At 39.0% G+C, this 20,442-nt stretch carries 21 protein-coding genes, 1 pseudogene and 2 riboswitches; of the genes and pseudogenes, 6 read left to right on the top strand and 16 right to left on the bottom strand.

Translation table 11 applies throughout. The annotated features are described in order from the left end of the window. Positions 1–381 (top strand): annotated as a pseudogene (locus HMPREF1151_RS09705) (IS256 family transposase); the annotation flags it as partial. A gap of 110 nt (positions 382–491) precedes the next feature. Here HMPREF1151_RS09705 and HMPREF1151_RS09280 read toward each other — a convergent pair. Further along, entirely contained in the window at positions 492–2,714 is a 2,223-nt protein-coding gene (locus HMPREF1151_RS09280) for an autotransporter outer membrane beta-barrel domain-containing protein (protein ID WP_009661767.1), read from the bottom strand. 276 nt (positions 2,715–2,990) lie between these two features. Here HMPREF1151_RS09280 and HMPREF1151_RS09275 point away from each other — a divergent pair, with 276 nt between their 5' ends. Continuing rightward, a complete protein-coding gene (locus HMPREF1151_RS09275; RefSeq protein WP_009661869.1) occupies positions 2,991–3,965 on the top strand; it encodes a diaminopimelate dehydrogenase in 975 nt (324 codons plus the stop codon). Positions 3,966–4,085: 120 nt separating this feature from the next. Here HMPREF1151_RS09275 and HMPREF1151_RS09270 read toward each other — a convergent pair whose 3' ends face one another. After that, complete coding sequence (locus tag HMPREF1151_RS09270; RefSeq protein WP_005382132.1) at positions 4,086–5,258, bottom strand: cyclopropane-fatty-acyl-phospholipid synthase family protein; 1,173 nt, start codon at positions 5,256–5,258, stop codon at positions 4,086–4,088. A gap of 359 nt (positions 5,259–5,617) precedes the next feature. Here HMPREF1151_RS09270 and ychF point away from each other — a divergent pair, with 359 nt between their 5' ends. Further along, on the top strand, positions 5,618–6,724 hold the full coding sequence (gene ychF / locus HMPREF1151_RS09265; protein WP_038141582.1) for a redox-regulated ATPase YchF: 1,107 nt from the start codon (positions 5,618–5,620) through the stop codon (positions 6,722–6,724). Between the two features lie 103 nt (positions 6,725–6,827). Here the strand turns inward: ychF and HMPREF1151_RS09260 are convergent, their stop codons facing one another. The 8 genes from HMPREF1151_RS09260 to HMPREF1151_RS09225 form a co-directional block, all read right to left on the bottom strand. After that, positions 6,828–7,031, bottom strand: a complete 204-nt coding sequence (locus tag HMPREF1151_RS09260; RefSeq protein ID WP_005379485.1) for a CsbD family protein — start codon at positions 7,029–7,031, stop codon at positions 6,828–6,830. A 65-nt stretch (positions 7,032–7,096) separates the two neighbouring features. Next, the gene (locus tag HMPREF1151_RS09255; RefSeq protein WP_009661862.1) at positions 7,097–7,336 is read right to left on the bottom strand and encodes a GlsB/YeaQ/YmgE family stress response membrane protein; all 240 of its coding nucleotides are present in this window, start codon (positions 7,334–7,336) and stop codon (positions 7,097–7,099) included. 197 nt (positions 7,337–7,533) lie between these two features. Continuing rightward, entirely contained in the window at positions 7,534–8,244 is a 711-nt protein-coding gene (locus tag HMPREF1151_RS09250; protein WP_009661797.1) for an NAD(P)H-dependent oxidoreductase, read from the bottom strand. A gap of 66 nt (positions 8,245–8,310) precedes the next feature. Then, the gene (locus tag HMPREF1151_RS09245) at positions 8,311–8,994 is read right to left on the bottom strand and encodes a Fic family protein (RefSeq protein ID WP_009661725.1); all 684 of its coding nucleotides are present in this window, start codon (positions 8,992–8,994) and stop codon (positions 8,311–8,313) included. A gap of 77 nt (positions 8,995–9,071) precedes the next feature. Beyond that, a complete protein-coding gene (locus HMPREF1151_RS09240; RefSeq protein WP_009661865.1) occupies positions 9,072–9,329 on the bottom strand; it encodes a DUF3343 domain-containing protein in 258 nt (85 codons plus the stop codon). Between the two features lie 51 nt (positions 9,330–9,380). Beyond that, on the bottom strand, positions 9,381–9,980 hold the full coding sequence (gene yedF, locus HMPREF1151_RS09235) for a sulfurtransferase-like selenium metabolism protein YedF (RefSeq protein WP_009661793.1): 600 nt from the start codon (positions 9,978–9,980) through the stop codon (positions 9,381–9,383). 87 nt (positions 9,981–10,067) lie between these two features. Further along, complete coding sequence (gene selD / locus HMPREF1151_RS09230; protein ID WP_009661871.1) at positions 10,068–11,099, bottom strand: selenide, water dikinase SelD; 1,032 nt, start codon at positions 11,097–11,099, stop codon at positions 10,068–10,070. A 9-nt stretch (positions 11,100–11,108) separates the two neighbouring features. Beyond that, the gene (locus HMPREF1151_RS09225; RefSeq protein ID WP_005379561.1) at positions 11,109–11,312 is read right to left on the bottom strand and encodes a DUF951 domain-containing protein; all 204 of its coding nucleotides are present in this window, start codon (positions 11,310–11,312) and stop codon (positions 11,109–11,111) included. Positions 11,313–11,916: 604 nt separating this feature from the next. Here HMPREF1151_RS09225 and rbr point away from each other — a divergent pair. After that, positions 11,917–12,462, top strand: coding sequence for a rubrerythrin (rbr, locus tag HMPREF1151_RS09220; RefSeq protein WP_005379557.1), 546 nt, complete (start codon positions 11,917–11,919; stop codon positions 12,460–12,462). A 177-nt stretch (positions 12,463–12,639) separates the two neighbouring features. On the opposite strand, the gene thiM is transcribed toward rbr, so the two are convergent. Both thiM and thiD read right to left on the bottom strand, forming a co-directional pair. Beyond that, positions 12,640–14,145 (bottom strand): hydroxyethylthiazole kinase, encoded by a 1,506-nt coding sequence (thiM, locus tag HMPREF1151_RS09215; protein ID WP_009661788.1) that lies wholly within the window; start codon positions 14,143–14,145, stop codon positions 12,640–12,642. A gap of 4 nt (positions 14,146–14,149) precedes the next feature. Further along, the gene (gene thiD / locus HMPREF1151_RS09210) at positions 14,150–14,992 is read right to left on the bottom strand and encodes a bifunctional hydroxymethylpyrimidine kinase/phosphomethylpyrimidine kinase (protein ID WP_009661739.1); all 843 of its coding nucleotides are present in this window, start codon (positions 14,990–14,992) and stop codon (positions 14,150–14,152) included. A 62-nt stretch (positions 14,993–15,054) separates the two neighbouring features. Continuing rightward, positions 15,055–15,149: riboswitch (TPP riboswitch) on the bottom strand. A gap of 81 nt (positions 15,150–15,230) precedes the next feature. Further along, a riboswitch (TPP riboswitch) is annotated at positions 15,231–15,336 on the top strand. A 52-nt stretch (positions 15,337–15,388) separates the two neighbouring features. Here thiD and cytX point away from each other — a divergent pair. Then, complete coding sequence (gene cytX, locus HMPREF1151_RS09205; RefSeq protein WP_009661802.1) at positions 15,389–16,588, top strand: putative hydroxymethylpyrimidine transporter CytX; 1,200 nt, start codon at positions 15,389–15,391, stop codon at positions 16,586–16,588. A 45-nt stretch (positions 16,589–16,633) separates the two neighbouring features. Here the strand turns inward: cytX and HMPREF1151_RS09200 are convergent, their stop codons facing one another. From HMPREF1151_RS09200 to modA, 3 genes are all read right to left on the bottom strand, one after another. Beyond that, entirely contained in the window at positions 16,634–17,263 is a 630-nt protein-coding gene (locus tag HMPREF1151_RS09200; protein ID WP_009661755.1) for an ATP-binding cassette domain-containing protein, read from the bottom strand. Positions 17,264–17,271: 8 nt separating this feature from the next. Next, complete coding sequence (gene modB / locus HMPREF1151_RS09195) at positions 17,272–17,940, bottom strand: molybdate ABC transporter permease subunit (protein WP_005379554.1); 669 nt, start codon at positions 17,938–17,940, stop codon at positions 17,272–17,274. 98 nt (positions 17,941–18,038) lie between these two features. Next, positions 18,039–18,827: a molybdate ABC transporter substrate-binding protein gene (gene modA, locus HMPREF1151_RS09190; RefSeq protein WP_009661726.1), complete on the bottom strand. Its 789-nt coding sequence runs from the start codon at positions 18,825–18,827 to the stop codon at positions 18,039–18,041. Positions 18,828–19,039: 212 nt separating this feature from the next. On the opposite strand from modA, the gene HMPREF1151_RS09185 reads away from it, so the two are divergent. Continuing rightward, on the top strand, positions 19,040–20,029 hold the full coding sequence (locus HMPREF1151_RS09185; protein WP_009661737.1) for an AEC family transporter: 990 nt from the start codon (positions 19,040–19,042) through the stop codon (positions 20,027–20,029). 88 nt (positions 20,030–20,117) lie between these two features. Here HMPREF1151_RS09185 and HMPREF1151_RS09180 read toward each other — a convergent pair whose 3' ends face one another. Continuing rightward, the gene (locus HMPREF1151_RS09180; RefSeq protein ID WP_005379548.1) at positions 20,118–20,408 is read right to left on the bottom strand and encodes a metalloregulator ArsR/SmtB family transcription factor; all 291 of its coding nucleotides are present in this window, start codon (positions 20,406–20,408) and stop codon (positions 20,118–20,120) included. Positions 20,409–20,442: the final 34 nt, after the last annotated feature.

The following is a 20,442-nucleotide window of genomic DNA, read 5'->3' as shown; positions in this document are numbered from 1 at the left end:
GCTGAATCATCATTATGGCGTCTGATTAGGCAACAAACTTTATTTACATTTTTGGAATGTATTGATATTACAATACCTACAACAAATAATCGTATTGAAGGTGGAGTAAATGCTCAACTAAGAAGTATGTTACGGGCTCATAGAGGCCTTTCACTTGAAAGAAGACTAAAAGCGGTCTATTGGTGGTGCTATATGCACTCACCAAGACCGCTTTCTATTTCAGCTATATTAAATTGTATGCCTACAGATGAATCGATTGCTGCTATCTACAAACGGTTATCTGATTATTGCCAAATAGATCGTTCAATTCCTCAATGGGGTGATGCTCCTGTTTGGAATGAGCTACATATGTCTACAGATTTTCCAACTTATTGGGATTAGTCACACACACTTTTTGTCCTATAACCCTAAAAATAGGTAATAAAAAACGGTTGTGAAACCTTCTCTTAGAATGGTTTCACAACCGTTTTTATTTAAAATCCATTTACTAATTAAAAGCTATGACGAATACCGGCATCTACGCGATAGGATGTATCAACAGTGCTACCGAAGTTTTTCGTAAATGTCCCATATAAATATGTATTTGGCCGGAAGCTCCAAGAGCCACCTAATTCAAGATCAAGCCAAGTATCTTTCAAATCTACTACACTATTAGTCGTTGGTTCACCGATCATGCTATACGTTGCTTTCATCTTGCCAGAGAATTCATGTGCCAATGCAGCTTTAAGGAATATATTACTATTCTTAGCTTCCTTACCAATGCCGATACCCAAACGGCCTATAGCAGAATTAACCGCATCAGAATTGATATGAACAGAGCTACCCGTATTCGTACGAGCATCAAAGCTTTCACCAGATAAGCGGCTAAGAATCAATTCCGCACTAGGGTCGATATAGAAACCATTTTCTTTCTTGATACGCTTACCATATTCAAGGCTCAAAGATGCGCCTGTATTATAATAGTCCCCACTTAATGACGTACCTAAGCTATTATGTACAGTAAAATCATTTTTCAAACGATTTCCTTTAGCAATGATATCTAAATAACGGCCATCATTAAATTGTTTAGAGCCATAGATTGCTACCCCTGCTGTCTTACCAGAGCCAGAACCTAGCGCATAATCATTGTTGTTTGTGCCATACAGGAAGGCTCCACCAACAATCCAGTTTCCCCGTTTTGTATCATAGCCAACTTGCGCCATATTATAGGTTTGATTTACATAGGCAGAGTCTGTAATTTTAGATTTACCACCAATATATTTGCCCCATACGCCTTGATTATCGGAGTTAAGACGTACATCACCTAAACGGCGTTGTAAATCATTGGTATCGGCTCGCATTTGCATAACAGAAGATGCTAATGCACTCTTAGCACCGGATACAATTTCACTTTCACTAGTGGATAATACGGTTTTATTAGACACCATAGCACGTCCAGCTGCATCAAAATCATCCGGGCTAAGTTTAGCATTTAATGTAGGGCTAATCACACCTGTTTCTAAATGCACATTAACACCAAGGTTTCGCTCACCCTTCGTATATCCATTGTAGACTATTTTCTTCACAAATTGATTTTCTGCTAATCCTGGAATCTCGGCATTAGCATGTTCTTTCAAAGCATCTACGGAGCTACGCAATGTAACAGAAGAACCAGGGTCAGCATGGTTGATAACCACTTCACCCTTTCCGTTTTCTGCAGCAGGTGCACCTTTTTCATAATCAATAGCTGTATGACCAGCATAATTATTAATCGTAATAGGCCGTGCATCTACGGCTTGGATAATGCCGCGGCTACCTTCTGTGGCACCACCTATAAGATGCTCTACCTTACTACCTGTATAGAGATAATTTGCAGTATCTGGTCGGCCTTGTGTAGGGTATTCACGTTCAGCTCCTAACCATTCATTACGCCATGTAGCACCATTTTGTAAATACAATCTCAAACCGCCATGATGAGGATTATTGTTACTTTCATCAAATTCATTGAGTACACCACCCACTAATTTAGAATTTGGTGTCGTTAATCCCAATGAAATTTCTGATCCATGATTGTGTGGATTTTTATCAATACCATAGTTTTTATTGATAAAACCAATATTGCCATACATATTGACGTCCTTAGCACCTGGTTTCAATCCATCCATGCCAGTATTCACATAGACAAATCCTTCTTCTGAAAGTGCAGAATATGTATCAGATGTCGTTAAAGGATGTGTCTTTACATCTGCCCCACCTAGAATCCGAATGTATCCATCCTTATTAGCTTGCAAGCCTACGCCAATGGCATCTACTTTGGCATTACCTTGTACGGTAATACGAGTATCATCATTATTACCATCATTTGTAACCCCACCATAACCAGCATATATACCACTCATGTAATAGTGTGCTAAGTCTGGTCTACGCTTCTCTCCACTTTCCGCAGGTGCTGGATTTGCAACCGTTACATTTACATTTTTATCTATGGCCACCTGAGATCCATCAAGAGCATAAATACCGGTAACGTTATTATGGTATTTGTTTCCATTTACACCAAGGCCAGATACATTGACGGTCAAATCATCGGTATAGTGTTTATTTTCACCCCACAAATTCAACCCAATGGATTTTCCATCCGTATGGCTTTCAACTGTAGTGGCTGACACCATGGCCTCTGCACTAGCACCGGTAATAATTAAAGCAGCAATAACAGCAAGGTTTATCGTTCTTCTCATCTCATAACCTCCTCAAACTATACACAATAATATGCATATATTCATTGTATATATAATAAGGGTATATGTGTCAATTTTTGTACATATGATGTTTTCTTTTATGTATATTCCCATACGCAATGTATCGATATAATGATGAATAATAACAAACGAATTATTCTCTCCACATAATATATGCTGTATAACTCTATAGAATATTATAAAAAGAGAAATTTCTATGTTATAATAAATATATTAGTTATTACACTACATTTTATAATTATATAGGAGGCTAATATGAGCAAAATTCGTATTGGTATCGTAGGCTATGGCAACTTAGGCCGTGGCGTAGAAGCATCTGTTAAATTACAACCAGATATGGAACTCGTAGGCGTATTTTCTCGTCGTAAAGGCTTAGAAACAGTGTCTGGTGTTCCTACATACACTATGGAAGATCTACCAAACTTCAAAGGTAAGATCGATGTTATGGTTCTTTGCGGTGGTTCTGCAACAGACCTTATCGAACAAACTCCAATGGTAACTAAATACTTCAACTGTATCGATTCCTTCGATACACATGCACGTATCCCTGAGCATTTTGCTAATGTAGACAAAGTAGCTAAAGAAGCTAAGACTGCTACATTGATTTCTTGTGGTTGGGACCCAGGCATGTTCTCTTTACAACGTGTTTACGCTGAAAGCATCTTGCCTCACGGCAAATCTTACACATTCTGGGGCCGCGGCGTTTCCCAAGGTCACTCCGATGCTATCCGTCGTATTGATGGTGTTCTTGATGCTCGTCAATACACTGTTCCTAAAGAACAATACCTTGAAGCTATCCGTAATGGTGAAACTCCAGACGTTGATGGCTACAAAGGTCACCTTCGTGAATGCTATGTAGTAGCTGCTCCTGATGCAGACAAAGCAAAAATTGAAAACGAAATCAAAACTATGAAAAACTACTTCGTAGGTTACGAAACTGTAGTCAACTTCATTTCCCAAGAAGAACTTGATCGCAACCACAAGGGTATTCCACATGGTGGCTTCGTTCTTCGTTCTGGTGAAAGCACTGACGGCACTCGTCATGTTGTTGAATACTCTTTAAAACTTGATTCTAACCCTGAATTCACAGGCTCTGCGCTTGTTGCATACGCTCGTGGTATCTACCGTCTCGCTAAACACGGCGGCACTGGTTGCTACACAGTATTCGATATTCCACCAGCTTGGATTTCCACACATTCTGCTGAAGAATTGCGAGCTCACTCTCTATAATTCTATACGCACCTTAAGAGGATAACTTCGGTTATCCTCTTTTTACATTAACAATAGCGTATGATGACACGAAAAAGGACCGCCTTAAGACGGTCCTTTTTTCGTATTAAAATCTATCTATTAATACCAACGTGTTAATGGCAATTCATTATTAACATCTTTTGTCATAAGGATTTGATGCAAATCCATATTGCCAATATAGAAACCTGCTGCACAACCACAGAGGTATAAATCCCACATACGAACGAATTCAGTACCGCGAGCTTTTTCTACTTGGTCACGTACACCTTGGAAATTATTGTACCAATGCATCAATGTTTTATAGTAGTGCAAGCGCAAGCTTTCAACATCGATAACATTAAAATCATAGTCATAAGCAATAGAAACAATTTCACGAAGAGACGGTAAGCATCCACCTGGGAAGATATATTTACGAATCCATGCACTAGATTCTTTTTCTGATGGATCACTGATGTAATGGAGCAAGAATAAACCACCATCATTTAACATAGTGGATGCATCCTCCATATACAATGGGAAATTAGGACGACCTACATGTTCCAACATACCAACGCTGACGATACGATCGAATGTACGACCAGATGCCGCTACATCACGATAATCAATGAGTTCGATTTCGACTTGACCTTCAAGTCCGAATTCTTTAATCCGTTCTTGGCCTTTCTTCCATTGTTCTTCAGACAATGTACAACCATAGCCTTTAACGCCATATTTACGGGCTGCTTCAATTAAAAGGAATCCCCAACCACAACCGATATCGAGTAATGTCATACCTTCTTTTAAATATAATTTATCGAGAATATGATGAACCTTTTGGTATTGTGCATCTTCTAAGCTATCATCTTCATGTTTAAAGTACGCACAAGAATAGCTCATCGTCTTATCAAGCCATAAGCTATAAAAATCATTGCCAAGGTCGTAGTGAGAAGACACTTGTTGTTTTTGATCTTTCTTTTTAAGACCTACATTAAAGAGAGAACTAAGTACCTTTTTATTGATAGAATCCTTATTAACATGACCTAGTACAACACAAAGAGCTTTGAATAAATCGCCTTCTATTTCAATATCCTTACGCATATACGCTTCGCCAAGTGCAAGTTCAGCAGAAACGAGCAAATCTTTCTTAGGGATATCGCGGTTTACACGAATGGTAAACTCAGGTGTACCTTCGCCAATGGTATATTCATTGTCACCCACTTTTACACTAAAGCAGTGATCATTAAAACGTTCTAAATAGTGAACTAAAAAACTATCAAATAACTTAGAAAACATACTTAACTTCCTTTCCTAGCAGCGTTACATGACGTTTACGTTCAATCAAAATGACACGTCCGCCTGCACACTGACATAGTCATATCTACTCATCAAAATTTTCTATAAAATAAATCATAAGAAAAACTTATATTTTTATTATATAAACACATCTACTTATCATTATTTTTTATAAGAAACTTCAACTTTCTCTCTAATATTATAGCACTTCTTGATAAATAATCCAGACCAATTCTATAGAAATGTATATATCTATTAGAATATGATATAATATGTGTTTGACAAGGCTTTTATAAGAAACCATATTTCTAATGAAAGCTTTCACAAAGAACGAAATTAATTTTAATAAAGGTGGTACCATGAGCACAAATTTAGAAGTAGGCATCGTAGGCCTTCCAAATGTTGGTAAAAGTACATTATTCAACGCTATTACAAAAGCTGGCGCTGAGGCTGCCAACTATCCATTCTGTACAATTGAGCCAAACGTAGGTGTTGTTGATGTTCCAGACAGTCGTCTAGCTGTATTAGCGGAAATGTTCGGTTCCAAACGCATCCTCCCTGCTGCTATGCGATTTGTAGATATTGCAGGTCTCGTTGAAGGTGCATCTAAAGGCGAAGGTTTAGGTAACAAATTCCTTAGCCATATTCGTCAAGTAGATGCAATTGCACAAGTTATTCGTTGTTTCGATGACCCTAATATCACTCACGTTGCAGGGTCTATCGATCCAATCCGAGACATCGAAATCATCAATACAGAGCTCTGCCTTGCAGACCTTGAATCCGTAGAAAAACGGAAACAACGCATTGAAAAAATTGCAAAATCCGGCGATAAAGATGCTCGCGCTGAGTTACCATTGCTAGAACGCATTATCGAAGGTCTCGGTGAAGCAAAACCAGTTCGTGCCCAAGGTCTTAACGAAGAAGAGTTAGAAATGATTAAAGAGTTGACATTACTTACAGCAAAACCATCTCTTTATGTTGCTAACATTTCTGAAGATGAAGTATCTGATTACTCCGCTAACGAGCACGTAAAACGCGTAGAAGAATACGCGAAGAACGAAGGTGCTGGCATCGTTGTTGTATCCGCTCGTATCGAATCCGAAATTGCTGAGTTATCCGATGAAGAATCCGCTGCATTCCTAGAAGATCTCGGTCTTGAAGAATCTGGCTTAACTAAGCTTATCAAGGCAAGTTATGCACTCTTAGGCCTCATCAACTACTTTACAGCTGGTGAAATGGAAGCTCGTGCCTGGACAATTGTAAACGGCACAAAAGCACCTCAAGCAGCTGGAAAAATTCACTCCGATATTGAAAAAGGCTTTATCCGCGCTGAAATCGTATCCTTCGATGACTTACAAGCTTGCGGCAGCCAAAATGCTGCTAAAGAAAAAGGCCTTGTTCGCCTAGAAGGCAAGGAATATGTTATGAAAGACGGCGACGTAACACACTTCCGCTTCAACGTATAATGCAAATTAATAGCAATAAAAAACCAGTAAATCGAACGATTTACTGGTTTTTTGTTGTCTCTTAATGAGATTTTCTTTATGTGATTGTTGAATAAACACGAGTTTATTCTTTATCGTTATCAACAGAGTTTTTCAAGCCGTCAAGTGCGCCTTCTACAGCATCTTTAACATCTTCTACAACGTCTTTAACTTTAGCAGTTGTTTTTTCTACGGCACCTTCTGATTCCAATTTTTTGTCACCAGTTAATTTGCCAACATTTTCTTTTAGTGCACCTTTAGCTTGGTTGAGTTTTTCTTCTAATGCCATAATAGTGACTCCTTTCATGTAAAATCACGTTTAGCTATATTAGACCTACTTTTATAAGTAGATTACTATCCCCTTTTTCCGAAGAAAAATGAGACTACAGCAACAACAATGACTGCACCTAATACAGATGGAATTAAGGACATACCTGCTAAGCTAGGACCCCAGGTACCAAATAGGGACTGACCTACGGACGATCCAATTAAACCAGCAACAACTTTAGCGATAACGCCCATTGCACCGCCTTTGTTAGTGATGGCACCTGCTAGGAACCCGATAAAACCACCAACAATAATTGACCATAACATATAATCACTCCTTTACGCTTATATACATGTATCTTAAAAATCATCTAAATATACAGATATGTTAAATATTATGTATATTTATAACGTACCATTCATGTTTAAAGGTTAAATGAAGTGCGATATATAAAGTTGGCATACTTTAGCAAAAGTAGTGTTCTATGGTCCTAACATTCTTCTTGTAAATATTTTGATATATTCTATTCAACGACCTTTACAATTTCATCCATTGTACGACGTGTTTTATTGCGATGTGGTTCTTCATCACGGTACCCAAAGGCTGCCATTACAGAAATACCGAAATGTTTAGTATCGAAAAGACCAAGTTCATCGCCTAAGAATGCTGTCATCTTGTCTTGGTTGAAGCCTTCCAACGCACAGGAGTCAAGCCCTTCATAGGCAGCCATGGTCATCATATTCGCCATAACGATATACGCTTGTTTAGAGGACCAATCAAAAGCAGCACGTTCAGACTCAAATGTTTTATAGTCTTCCGTAGTAAACTGCGCATATTTTTCCTTATAAATAGCATCTACTTCAGCAGGTAATTGTTTAACCTCTTCCTGAATATAGCGTACATAAGGAGAATCAAATTCTAAATCAACCTTTTTACGTGTTAAGAATACTACAAAATGACTTGCTTCCAAACCAGCCAAAATGCCCCAGCCGTAAGCCTTCATTTTTTCGCGAATCTCTGGATTTTGAATGACTAACAACTGATATGCTTCAAAACCTAAGGATGTAGGAGACAAACGTGCCGCCTGCAAGATAGCATTCCAGTCTTCATCACTAATCTTTTTAGTGCTATCAAATTTCTTACATGCATAACGATAGGTCATAGCATATTCTAAATCGTTACGATCCAATTTAGGGGCCGTTAATTTTACATTTTCTATTTCATATTTGCTCATTGAAATTCAACCTTTCATTATATTAATTTCAAAAACTTAACCTAGATACATAACATATGATGCTCATTAGCCAAAATTTTGACCAAATAGAATCATACGTTCTTTTTCCTTATAAAATAAATCAAGACCTAACTTATATAAGCCATTTAAATCACCATCATTTAACAGAGTCATATATTCACCTCTATCAGCTTTGTTAATGATAATAGGCGCTAATTTCTGTTGTAAACAAGCGTGTACAATAAGAGCTCTTCCTGTACGGCCATTACCATCAACAAAAGGATGAATACGTTCAAATTGCAAATGTTGCTCCATAATGGTACGCACCCGCTCTTCATCATTTTGGGATATCTCTAAACGATATTGCAATGTATCACACCAGTTTTTTAAAGCTTCTTGTACTTGATATGGTTTTGTTGGCTCAAAATCAGCACCAATAACCATGTTTGGAACAACCTTAAATTGCCCATTATCATCACGGATATGTGCTAGTAACAATCGTTGTGTGTCTCTTATGATATCTATCGTAATTACTTCTTGATATGATTCCATCAAGAATACTAAATAGTCGCGATAATTAGATACTTCATAGAACTCACGCAAATCCATTTTACGGGGTATCATATTATCTAATATGATACTCTTTGCTTCCCCTTGTGTTAACGTATTCCCCTCGATTGCTGTACTATGATGGGCCATACGGACGACCATATCGTCTATATATTCGCGAGGCAAGGTAAAATCAACCATGTATATCTCCTATACAATACGATTTTTATATATTAATGTTATCATATATAGATAAATTTCGATATTAATAAATCGATTTAATCTTTATAAGCTAAAACTGGTTTCCCTTTTTCATACCAAAATAAGCCTGACGTACTAATCTTATGTTCTTTTAGGATAGTCTGAACTTGTTCTACAGCATTCAAGTCTATTTGAATGGACAAACCACACATATCATTCAATTCTGGCGGTGTAGCCATCAGTTGGTGAGGCACCGAAAGTTCTGTTAATATCTTATCTGCTTTATCCCCAAAATAATAGGATGTAAAAACGACAAGCAACTTTTTATTGTTCAACGCCTCACCCCCAATAATATTGCTTAATCATTTACAACATAGATACGAGTATTATAGTTTAACAAGATTTTCCCCAACGATAGCATCTGTAATCGCATACATGTTTGTAATAGAGCCTACCCCCACTTGATCTTTTAGACCATAATAGTCAAGACAAATGCCACATGCAGCAATTTCAACACCAAGATCAGCTAATTTTTTAATATTGTCTAAATGAACAGAATCGTTGGTTACCATTTTAACGCTACTATTGATGAAATAAATTGTAGATGGCTTCACGTCGGCTTCAACCATGCACACCCAGAAGGTTTTCATCAAATTACGGCCAAGTTCTTCACTACCTTCACCAAGATAATCTTTCGTCATCAAAATGATGCGGTCACTATAATTCATAGGTTTGCAACCAATTTCCGGTGCAGGTTCTACATTCGGCGTAAGTTTAATAAAAAAATCTATACCATCTTGTCCAATTGCCACATCATAGCCACGAGACTTCCCAAATTTCTCTACATTATCGCGACTCACCTCGTTATCTACAATGGTCGTAATAATCGCGTCTGGATTTGCATCGCTTACCTTCTTCGTTTCAATCACAGGTTTTGGACACAAACTGCCACGCACATCTACAGTTAATTCATTTGTATTACTCATTATTTACCTCAATATTATTATATATTTTGTGAAAGCATCAACGCACAACTACTCTATATACTATTAAAATCAAAATTGTAATATATCTTATTTAGTGACGCGTACCGCTAAGCCACTAAAGCTTTCAACGGCACCAACTATAGTGGCACCTTCAACGCCCACATCATGTAAAGCTTTCACAAAATCCGGTCCTTCTGCAGCAGGCACAGAGAATAAAAGACCGCCTGATGTTTGTGGATCAAATAAAATATCCGTCCACACAGAATCTAATATTTTATCTACTTGTACATCTGTAATAGCCTTACGATTGCCATAGGATGCCGCTGGTACAAGGCCCATTCGAGCCGCGTCAATGACATCATCAAAGAGCGGAATATCATAAGTCTTGATATGAATTGTTACATTAGAGGCACTCGCCATTTCTACAGAATGCCCCATAAGGCTAAAGCCCGTCACATCAGTACACGCATGAATTGTAAAATTATGGGCCACCTCAGCAGCCACACGATTCAACGTACTCATGCTAGCAACCGCCTGCGCAGTACCAGTAGGAAATAAATCAGCTTTCAACGCATTATTCATAATACCTGTGCCGATGCGTTTTGTTAACACCAATACATCCCCTACTCGAGCGCCTTTATTCTTCCAAATCTCGTTAGGATTAACTTGACCTGTGATCGACATGCCAAAAATAGGTTCCTTATTTTCGATGCTGTGACCACCTACAATAGCTGCACCAGATTCAGAAACAATGGACGCAGCCCCATTGAGTACATCCGTCAATACGCCTTGTTCTACTAAGGGAACAGGAAATCCAACGATGTTCATCGCCGTTAGGGGTATCCCCCCCATCGCATATACATCGCTCAATGCATTAGCCGCTGCAATTTTACCGAATAACGTAGGGTCATTGACAACAGGCGTGAAAAAATCCAATGTTTGTACAAGGGCAAGTTGATCAGAAATTTGATATACCCCTGCATCATCAGCACCAGTCATATCAGCTAGAACATGTTCATTTGTAACAGGTGTAACGGCCTTTAAAACACGTTCTAATATATGAGGACCAATCTTACACGCGCATCCTCCACTCGTAACATAATCAGTGAGTCGCACCATAGTCCTACCTCATTCATTTTCAGGCAAGCGCGATACTATTTTCTTCGCTGCCTTTTCAAATTTAGGGCGAGGCATCAACAACTGATGACCACAACCTTTACAAACGATAAGAAAATCTGTACCTATGCGCTTGACCTCCCACTCATCACTGCCACAGGGATGCGATTTTTTCATTTGTACTATATCGCCCACATAATATCTAATAAACGCCATAGCGCCTCCTTATACTATTTCTATTATATATATATTATTATACTTAAAATATGTTCTCCAATATAGGTAAAAGTACACTTTGACTAATAAGATCTATCGGCTTAATCAGAATTGTTACCAAAAACAAACAGTTCTATAAACAATAATGATTTTCCATGTAACTCTCATTCTCATTATCAGTAATTCTATTTTTAATAAATCCATTACTTAACAGACTTTCAAAAACCGCTTATTTACTACATTGATAACATTTATCATTTAGAAAATTTTCGAAATAAATTTTTACAAAAACACTTGCATTTCTCATTTAGTATGTTACAATATAGTCAACAATGATTATTCGTTAAGTATACGAATCAAAAACATTGTGGTGTAAATTATAGGCAAGTGCCTCTTTACAACTATAGGTAAGTACTCATTTAAAAGATAAGCAAGTGCTTTTTTCAAATATAGACAAGTGTCTATCTAATCAGTATATAAATAAGTTTTTATTTAACTTAAACTCAAGTGAGTTACCCACCATTGCATTCACAACCAAGTGGTTATGAATATATAACTAAGGTAAAAATTTTGAAATTTGATGTAAGTACAAAGGAGTATTAAAATGGCAGAATTAAAAGGTTCTAACACTGAAAAAAATCTTCAAACAGCATTTGCTGGTGAATCCCAAGCATTCCAAAAATATACATATTATGCAGCAGCAGCTCGTAAAGCTGGCATGAACGAAATCGCTGATTATTTCGAAGAAACAGCTCACAACGAATCTGCACATGCTAAAGTTTGGTTCAAAGCTCTTCATGGTGGCGACATTTCCGCTGATATCGAAGCTAACCTTCGCGATGCAGCAGCTGGTGAAAACTATGAACACACTACAATGTACAAAGATTTCGCTGATGAAGCAGAAAAAGAAGGCTTCACTGCTATCGCTTTCAAAATGCGCGAAGTTGGTAAAATCGAAGCTCGCCATGAAGCTCGTTACCTTGCATTAGCAGCTCGTGTTTCTGGCAACAAAGTGTTCCACAACGATCAACCAGTTGCATGGATTTGCGCTAACTGCGGTTACATTCACGTTGGTGAAGAAGCTCCTAAAGTTTGCCCAGTATGTGCTCACCCACAAGCTTTCTTCCAACGCCACGTTGAATCCATCTAATCTATAAGTTTAGATAAAATAATATTTTAAATACAGATATGTAATACTGCAAGTGCAGTTCTTCCTAACTGTATGTACAGACAACCTCAATATAAAAGACGATGACTTCGGTCATCGTCTTTTTTGTGTTCTATTAGTTATATATGTATTAAGAGTCGTAAGTCATACTATTTACTATTAAAGGCTAGATGCTAATTCTTTAAATTGTCGAACCGCTTCATAAGGCTTTTCTGCATGGGCAATGGCAGATATAACGGCAACACCACAAGCGCCAGCACGGAGTACTGCCATTGCATTGTCTATGGTAATACCACCAATTCCAACGCATGGTAAGGTTAATCCTTCTGCCTGTAGTTCAGCTGTACGTTCCGGGCCGCATGGTTCTTGCGCATCAGGCTTGCTACTAGTTGTATACATAGGACCTACGCCTACACAATCAGCATACAGTACATCTGTCTTATGGAGTTCCTCTATGGAATGGATGGATATCCCCACTACCTTATGACCTACGATATTACGCACATCTTCTAAGCACATATCGTCTTGCCCTACGTGAACACCATCCGCATTAACAGCGACCGCTAGCTCTACATCATCATTGATAATATAGAGCACATGATACTTGGCACAGATATGTTGTAACTGTTGTGCTAGTTCTAACTTCTGTTGACCTTCTAATGTACCATCGCCCTTTTCTCTAAACTGAAAGCAGGTTATACCACCACGACAAGCATCTTCTACGATTTCGAGCAACCGTTTTTTGTTAAGCTCTGTATCTTGTGTACCACACACGAAATACACCTGTAATTGATCTGGTACAACTACGGGTCGCACACGATTTTCAGATACAAGCACCTCATCATCTAGCGTATACAAAGCATCCATAAAGGCTACGCTAAAGCTACCTGGTTTTATTCCACTTACCTTAACAGCACTTTCACCAGCTAAACCATAATACGCCAATGCATAGGCAAGAAATTCACCTGTAGACAGGCTATCCTTAAAGAGATCATAAATTCCAAAAAAGGCTGCTAATACGGCCCCCAAGAGACAACCTGTTCCCGTTACAGCAGTCATAATCGAATGACCATGAGGCACTGCAAAAACTCGAGTTCCATCAGATACATAATCCTCTTCGCCCGTTGCTACTACAGGACAGTTAATAAGACGCGCTAAACGATATGCGATAATGGCACTATCCGCTACCTGTGCCCCATCAACGCCCTTACCTAACGGAGAGTTTTCATCCTTATTATCAGAACTCAGTGCATCATAAACAGCCTTAACTTCGCTTTGATTGCCTCGTAATAACGAAATAGAACCAGTCTTAATCAAATCTAAGACCACCGACAATCGGTAAGCTCCTGCATGACAGCCCACAGGATCAAGAATAATTGGTACATCATATTCCTTCGCTAGTTTAATAGCCTCTTTATAGTAACCAACCTTCTCAGGTGTAAGTGTCCCAATATTGATGAGCAGTGCTGATGCATACACAATAAGATCCTTTAAATCTTCACTACATTCGCTCATGATGGGCGATGCTCCAATGGCTAGTAGTCCATTAGCAGTAAAGGTTCGTACCACATCATTGGTAATACAAATCACAAGAGGATTTTTCTTCCGCAATGTGTATAATATATTGAATTCAGGCTTAATTTGATTATGTATATATGGGTTCATAGCATCATCTCCTCTCATCTTTTTTCAAGAGCTCATCCATCGTTTCAGTTCCATTCGCCAATAAACCATAGGCCATGTGGTTAACTGGGCCACACCCATTGCCTAACGCTGGATTGTACTTAATAGCAAGAGCAATATAGTCCTTCGCAATACCGATGGCATCCATTACATCACGGCCTTTAGCAAGCTCCGCTGTAATAATCGCTGAGAAGGTACAGCCCGTACCATGAGTATGCACCGTATCATATTTGGGGCTCGTCCACGTACGAATATTACCATCTTTAGTGAAAGCATAATCCGTTGCATCTTCACCGATGTGCCCGCCTTTAATGATGACCACTTGAGGACCTAAGTCTTGTAAGATACGATTGGCCGCCGTTGTGATATCGCTTTCACAAGTGATAGACATATCGGCTAAGACCTCTGCCTCACTGCGATTTGGAGTGATAACCGTTGCGGTAGGAATCAGTTTAGATTTTAAGAAATGTACAGCCTCATCTGATACGAGTCGATCACCGCTAGTAGCAATCATAACGGGATCCATTACATACGGAATTCCCTTACTCACATAAGGATAGATAAGGTCCATCATCTCCGGCAAGGCAATCATGCCCGTCTTAACGGCTTGAGGTTCAATGTCAGAATACACATCGTATAATTGTCGGTCAATACTCTCTAGCGATAAATGTTCTACATGATGTACGCCCGTTGTATTTTGAGCTACCACGGACGTAACCACGGCCATGCCGTATACGTTACGGCTTTGAAAAGATTTTAAATCAGCCATAATGCCAGCGCCACCACTCGGGTCAGTACCAGCAATTGTTAATGCAGTATGTAATTTCATAATACCTCCAAACATATAAAATGAGACCACTCCCAATGGAATGGTCTCGTAATAGTTTAGTATTATGTTGCACTCCACTTTCCTACGCCAGTATTATCTGGATCAGGTCTAGGGTTTTGAATGGTCAATCTCAGCAAAAGCACCCCTAGTGGCAATATATTTTTATACTCTAGTTATAACATCATTATACAATCTATGCAAGAAAATAATTGACTGGCTTCTCTTAACAGCCTATAATGAAGCCATAACGGGGTGCTCACATGAGTGGGCTGAGAGTAAGCTAATGCTTTAACCCATAACCTGATTTGGATAATGCCAACGTAGGGAACATAGAGGATTAATAGCCGAGTTCCCATGAACTCGGCTTTTTCTATGACTCCTTGGCAAGGAGGACGTATGAAAGACACACACATTACACAACCACAGTTCGCCATGATATGGTTTGGTGCCGCTCTATCTATAGCGGAAATTATGACAGGAACCTATCTGGCCCCCTTAGGACTCACCCAAGGTCTATATGCCATCATCTTAGGACATATCATCGGCGGCATACTGCTCTTTGGGGCTGGCCTCATCGGTGGACGTTTGCGGCAAGGCAGTATGAATACTACCGCCTTCAGCTTTGGCCCACTAGGGGCTAAAGGCTTTGCCTTTTTAAATATGCTTCAACTTATCGGCTGGACTAGCATCATGATCTACGATGCTATGCTAGCCTTACAAGAACTAGCACCTCTATCTCCTATAATTTGGACGATAGCCATTGGCGCGCTTGTCATTTTGTGGCTTTTCATCGGCCTCCACAATACGGGCTATATTCAAGCTATCGTATCAGTGCTATTATTAGGTCTCACCCTTTACATGGGCGCTCACATGATATCGCAGTGGCCTAGTGAAGGTATCATTCTAACGAGCGGAAACATGAGTTTTATCGCTGCCCTTGAATTATCTATCGCCATGCCATTATCTTGGCTACCGCTCATCAGTGATTATACCCGTGAAAGTAAAAAACCTTTCTCCGCATCACTTACAAGTGCTACAGTCTACACTGTAACAAGTATCGTTATGTACACCTTAGGTCTTAGTGCGGCTATATTTGGCGGCGGCGACTCCATCATTACAATCATGATGAATGCAGGACTTGGCCTTGCGGGCCTCATCGTTATTATTTTCTCTACCGTAACTACAACCTTTATGGACGCTTATTCTGCAGGCGTATCTAGTACAACTATCTATAACAGTGCATCTAGTAAAGGTGTAGCCGTCATCGTTACTGTCGTGGGTACTATTGCAGCTATTCTATATCCAATGGATGATATTACAGACTTCCTATACCTCATCGGCTCTGTATTTGCACCGATGATTGCCATTCTTTTGGCGGACTACTTTATCAATCGCCAACAAGTACAAACATTATCCGCTTATCTCGTACGAGGTCTTATTTGGGCCGTATCCGTTGGTTTATACCACTATATGTTACATAGTGAAAGCACAATAGGTGCTACACTGCCAGCCTTTACAACGGCATTCTTCGTAACAGCTATCGTTGGCTTCATAAGTCATACAGAAAACTCATCTGTCGAAATAAAACAACACTAAAACAAAAACACCTTCATAAGCAATCATGCTTATGAAGGTGTTTTACTATTCAGGTATAATAATTTGTCCGTCTTCACAGTTCCAGTGTCTATCACCAACTGCATCAGCTTCGCTTTCATCATGGGTCACCCATACACAAGGTACGTCCCATTCACGAATGATGGAAACAAGATCCTCACGCACTTGTTTCCGAAGGTTCCAATCTAATGCAGATAAAGGTTCATCAAGAAGCAATATAGTTGGTTTTGAATAGAGTGCACGACCTAAGGCCACACGTTGTTGCTCACCACCAGATAAGCGTCCAGCCTTAGTGTTACGGTATTTTTCTAATCCTAAACGTTTTAATAGAGAATCACACATATCAGGTGTGCCTCGTTTACTATATGTAATATTGTGTTCCACGGATAAATGAGGAAATACGATATTGCCTTGTGGCATATATCCTACCTGACGCCCTTGAGCTGGCACCCATATATTTTGATCTCGGTCAACCCATGTTCGTTCATCGCATCGAATGATACCAGTTGTAGGTTTCACTAACCCTGCAATACATTTAATAAACGTACTTTTACCACTTCCAGATGAACCGGTTAACACCGTAATTCCTGAAGCTAAAGTACCATCGGCTTTCACAATCATAGAAGGTCTTGCTATGGTAAAAGAAAATGTAATCATAGTCCCTCCTAATTACGCCCTAAATTACGGAACAAGGATCCTTTTGTAAGGATGTGAATCCCGCTCAATAGCGCTAATGTAAGCACACAAATGTAAATAACGAGTTCAAAGGCATCCATGTACTGTCCTGCCTCTACATAGGAATAGATAGCAAGTGGCATGGTACGCGTAATTTTAGGAATATTACCTGCGATTAATATGGTAGCACCGAACTCACCCATAGCACGACAAAATGCCAATATGCTGCCCGTTAAAATCCCCTTCCATGCCAATGGTACAGAGATTGTAAAAAATATGCGCAGCTCTGAAGCGCCTAATGTACGTGCTACGTCCTCCATATTATGGTCTACAGACTGCAATGCGGACCGTACCGTTTGATAAAACAAAGGAAAGGCAATAACAGAAGAGGCCACAACGGCACCTGCTGCAGTAAATACGACGCCTAAACCATGTGATTCTAACCAAGCGCCGAATGCATAGCCCGGTGTAAATACCATAAGCAAAGCAAAGCCAACTACTACTGGAGGCAATACGAGCGGCAATGTTATTAGGGCATCTAGAATAGCGATACCACTCCACTTACATCGATTCATCCAGTAACAAGCAGCTAAGCCCGTCAATATAACAATAACTAGAGCTAAACTCGCCACCCACAATGACAACCAAAATGGACTCATATTGTGCCTCCTTTCTTTGACGAATCTCTGCCGGATAATAAATTATAACTCTATTGTATCATAAGAAAACGCTAGCCCTAAAAGCTAGCGTTAAATTCTTATTTAGACGTAGAGAATCCATATTTTTCCAATACTTTTTGGCCCTCTGGGCTCATTACGTATGTATAGAAATCTTGAGCCAAAGCATTATCATATTTCTTAATAATACCGATAGGGTATATAACAGGATCATGAGAATCTGCAGGTGTTACTGCAGCTATTTCAACTGCATCACCGGCTGCAATAGCATCCGTCTTATAGATAAAGCCCGCATCACCAGCCGCTTGGCTAATGGAAGCCGTTACAGCTTTAACGTCTTTAGCATATACCACATTAGGTTCTACTTGGTCCCATACACCTAATTTTGTTAGTACTTGCTTACCATAGTTACCAGCGGGTACGGTATCTGGATTACCTAAAACAATACGTTTTACAGATGCGATTTGATGTAACTCAATTTTAGGTTGTCCTTTAGGAACTACAAGAACGAGTTCATTTGTTACAAATGGTTTTACATTTGTTACTAAATCTTTATCTTGTAACATCTTCATATTTTTTTCGTCTGCAGAAATGAATAAGCTTGCAGGTGCACCTTGTTCAATCTGTTGACGCAATGTGCCAGAGCCAGCAAAGTTAATTGTGATTTGATCATCTGCTAAGTTATGCTCTTTCTTATACGCATCTGCTAATTCAGTAAGAGCCCCCTTAAGGCTAGCAGCCGCTTGAATTGTAATCTTTTCAGACGTACTTGGCTTTGCGCTATCCGTAGTTTTACTTGCATCATTACCACAGCCTACTACAAAGGCGAGCATACAAATACTCATTAAAACTAATAGAATTTTTCTCATACAACCTCCTACTCCGTACGGAATTAATACATATAAATGCTTAAAAATATAAACCTAAACACTACATCCTATGGTATGATACTATTATAAAGAAATCAGGTATAAGCTATATATGAAATGTATGATATATATAACATAGTATATTGATTATAACCGAAGTATGCCATGATTGTAATCACAATTATACATATTATAGAACTCTAGGTGAGACCATGAATTTATTAACATTAATAGGCCATATCTTTATGAATTCCATGATTCCTATATTTATGCTTATAGGCGTTGGATTTGTATTAGATAAAAAATTTAAACTTGACTTATATACACTGAGCAAACTTAATTTCTATATATTATTGCCTACCTTCGTATTTAGGGCGATGTATGAGGCTAAATTCACTTCAAGTACATTGGAAATTGTTTTCTGTGCACTGTGTGTACTCATACTAAACTCTATTATTTCTGAAATTATTGGGCGCATAGGGGGCTACGATGTAGCTAAAATCGCAACATTAAAAAACTGTGTCATGTTCAATAATGTAGGTAATATGGGGGTTGCCCTTGCCATCTTTGTATTTGCTAATGTACCATATGTCATCGATGGGGCTACGCCCTATGCTAACTTAGGACTCGTGAGTGTAGTATCTATCATGATTATTCAAACCATTACGAGCAATACTTATGGATTCTATCAAGCAGGTGCAGGTCGATTAAGTACGAAAGATGCACTAAATGTCGTATTCCACATGCCGATGGTATACGCCATTCCACTAGCCTTACTATGCCAATTATTGCCATTTGATCTTCACGGGCTCTTCTTCTTTGCTCCCCTCAACATCTTTGCTAACGCCTTCGTTGGTGTAGCCATGATAGCCTTAGGGGTACAAATTAACCGGACCCCATTGAATTTCTTTAAAGCTGACGTCATGTTAGCCAGTGCATTACGACTTATCATAAGTCCCCTATTAGCCGCTGTTATGACCATACTATTTATTATCTTCTATGGTCCTATGCATCCAATTGCGGCACAAACAATCGTCATTACCTATAGCGTACCAACGGCTATCAACATGGCCCTCATCGCTATCGAAATGAAAAACAACCCAGAATACGCTACGCAAATCGTAATGGGTACCACCATATTATCGGCAGTGACCATGCCACTCTTTATCACATTCGCTTATTATATATTTCCATTATACTAAAAATATATACATCAAAAGGGAGCCCCGAGAGGCTCCCTTTCTTGTATCTAATTCATATAATGCAATATGATAGACCAGGTACAGTACTCTATTGATGTGATACGTGATCCATACCCATTCGTACAAGGCCTTCTACATGATCATCATTTAAAGAATAATATGCAGTTTTCCCTTCCTTGCGATATGTTACAAGACGAGCTTGTCGCAATACTCGCAACTGATGTGAAATAGCAGATTGTCCCATGCCCATTGTCTCTGCAATATGATTAACACACATCTCATTTTCTAGCAGTATCTCAACAATCTTTAGGCGCGTTGGATCGCCAAGAATCTTAAACAATTCTGCTAACTTTAACAATGATTCGTTCCCGTCGATCATAGGGATCCTTTCTTTTAAACTAACACTAATAATC

Source organism: Veillonella sp. ACP1, from assembly GCF_000286635.1.
GTDB classification, from domain to species: domain Bacteria; phylum Bacillota; class Negativicutes; order Veillonellales; family Veillonellaceae; genus Veillonella; species Veillonella atypica.
This window is presented reverse-complemented; position numbering and strand designations above follow the sequence as displayed.

Coding starts and splice junctions, on each gene's coding strand:
- HMPREF1151_RS09280 (WP_009661767.1), bottom strand. CDS start 2,714: ATGAGAAGAACGATAAACCTTGCTGTTATTGCTGCTTTAATTATTACC.
- HMPREF1151_RS09275 (WP_009661869.1), top strand. CDS start 2,991: ATGAGCAAAATTCGTATTGGTATCGTAGGCTATGGCAACTTAGGCCGT.
- HMPREF1151_RS09270 (WP_005382132.1), bottom strand. CDS start 5,258: ATGTTTTCTAAGTTATTTGATAGTTTTTTAGTTCACTATTTAGAACGT.
- ychF (WP_038141582.1), top strand. CDS start 5,618: ATGAGCACAAATTTAGAAGTAGGCATCGTAGGCCTTCCAAATGTTGGT.
- HMPREF1151_RS09260 (WP_005379485.1), bottom strand. CDS start 7,031: ATGGCATTAGAAGAAAAACTCAACCAAGCTAAAGGTGCACTAAAAGAA.
- HMPREF1151_RS09255 (WP_009661862.1), bottom strand. CDS start 7,336: ATGTTATGGTCAATTATTGTTGGTGGTTTTATCGGGTTCCTAGCAGGT.
- HMPREF1151_RS09250 (WP_009661797.1), bottom strand. CDS start 8,244: ATGAGCAAATATGAAATAGAAAATGTAAAATTAACGGCCCCTAAATTG.
- HMPREF1151_RS09245 (WP_009661725.1), bottom strand. CDS start 8,994: ATGGTTGATTTTACCTTGCCTCGCGAATATATAGACGATATGGTCGTC.
- yedF (WP_009661793.1), bottom strand. CDS start 9,980: ATGAGTAATACAAATGAATTAACTGTAGATGTGCGTGGCAGTTTGTGT.
- selD (WP_009661871.1), bottom strand. CDS start 11,099: ATGGTGCGACTCACTGATTATGTTACGAGTGGAGGATGCGCGTGTAAG.
- HMPREF1151_RS09225 (WP_005379561.1), bottom strand. CDS start 11,312: ATGGCGTTTATTAGATATTATGTGGGCGATATAGTACAAATGAAAAAA.
- rbr (WP_005379557.1), top strand. CDS start 11,917: ATGGCAGAATTAAAAGGTTCTAACACTGAAAAAAATCTTCAAACAGCA.
- thiM (WP_009661788.1), bottom strand. CDS start 14,145: ATGAACCCATATATACATAATCAAATTAAGCCTGAATTCAATATATTA.
- thiD (WP_009661739.1), bottom strand. CDS start 14,992: ATGAAATTACATACTGCATTAACAATTGCTGGTACTGACCCGAGTGGT.
- cytX (WP_009661802.1), top strand. CDS start 15,389: ATGAAAGACACACACATTACACAACCACAGTTCGCCATGATATGGTTT.
- HMPREF1151_RS09200 (WP_009661755.1), bottom strand. CDS start 17,263: ATGATTACATTTTCTTTTACCATAGCAAGACCTTCTATGATTGTGAAA.
- modB (WP_005379554.1), bottom strand. CDS start 17,940: ATGAGTCCATTTTGGTTGTCATTGTGGGTGGCGAGTTTAGCTCTAGTT.
- modA (WP_009661726.1), bottom strand. CDS start 18,827: ATGAGAAAAATTCTATTAGTTTTAATGAGTATTTGTATGCTCGCCTTT.
- HMPREF1151_RS09185 (WP_009661737.1), top strand. CDS start 19,040: ATGAATTTATTAACATTAATAGGCCATATCTTTATGAATTCCATGATT.
- HMPREF1151_RS09180 (WP_005379548.1), bottom strand. CDS start 20,408: ATGATCGACGGGAACGAATCATTGTTAAAGTTAGCAGAATTGTTTAAG.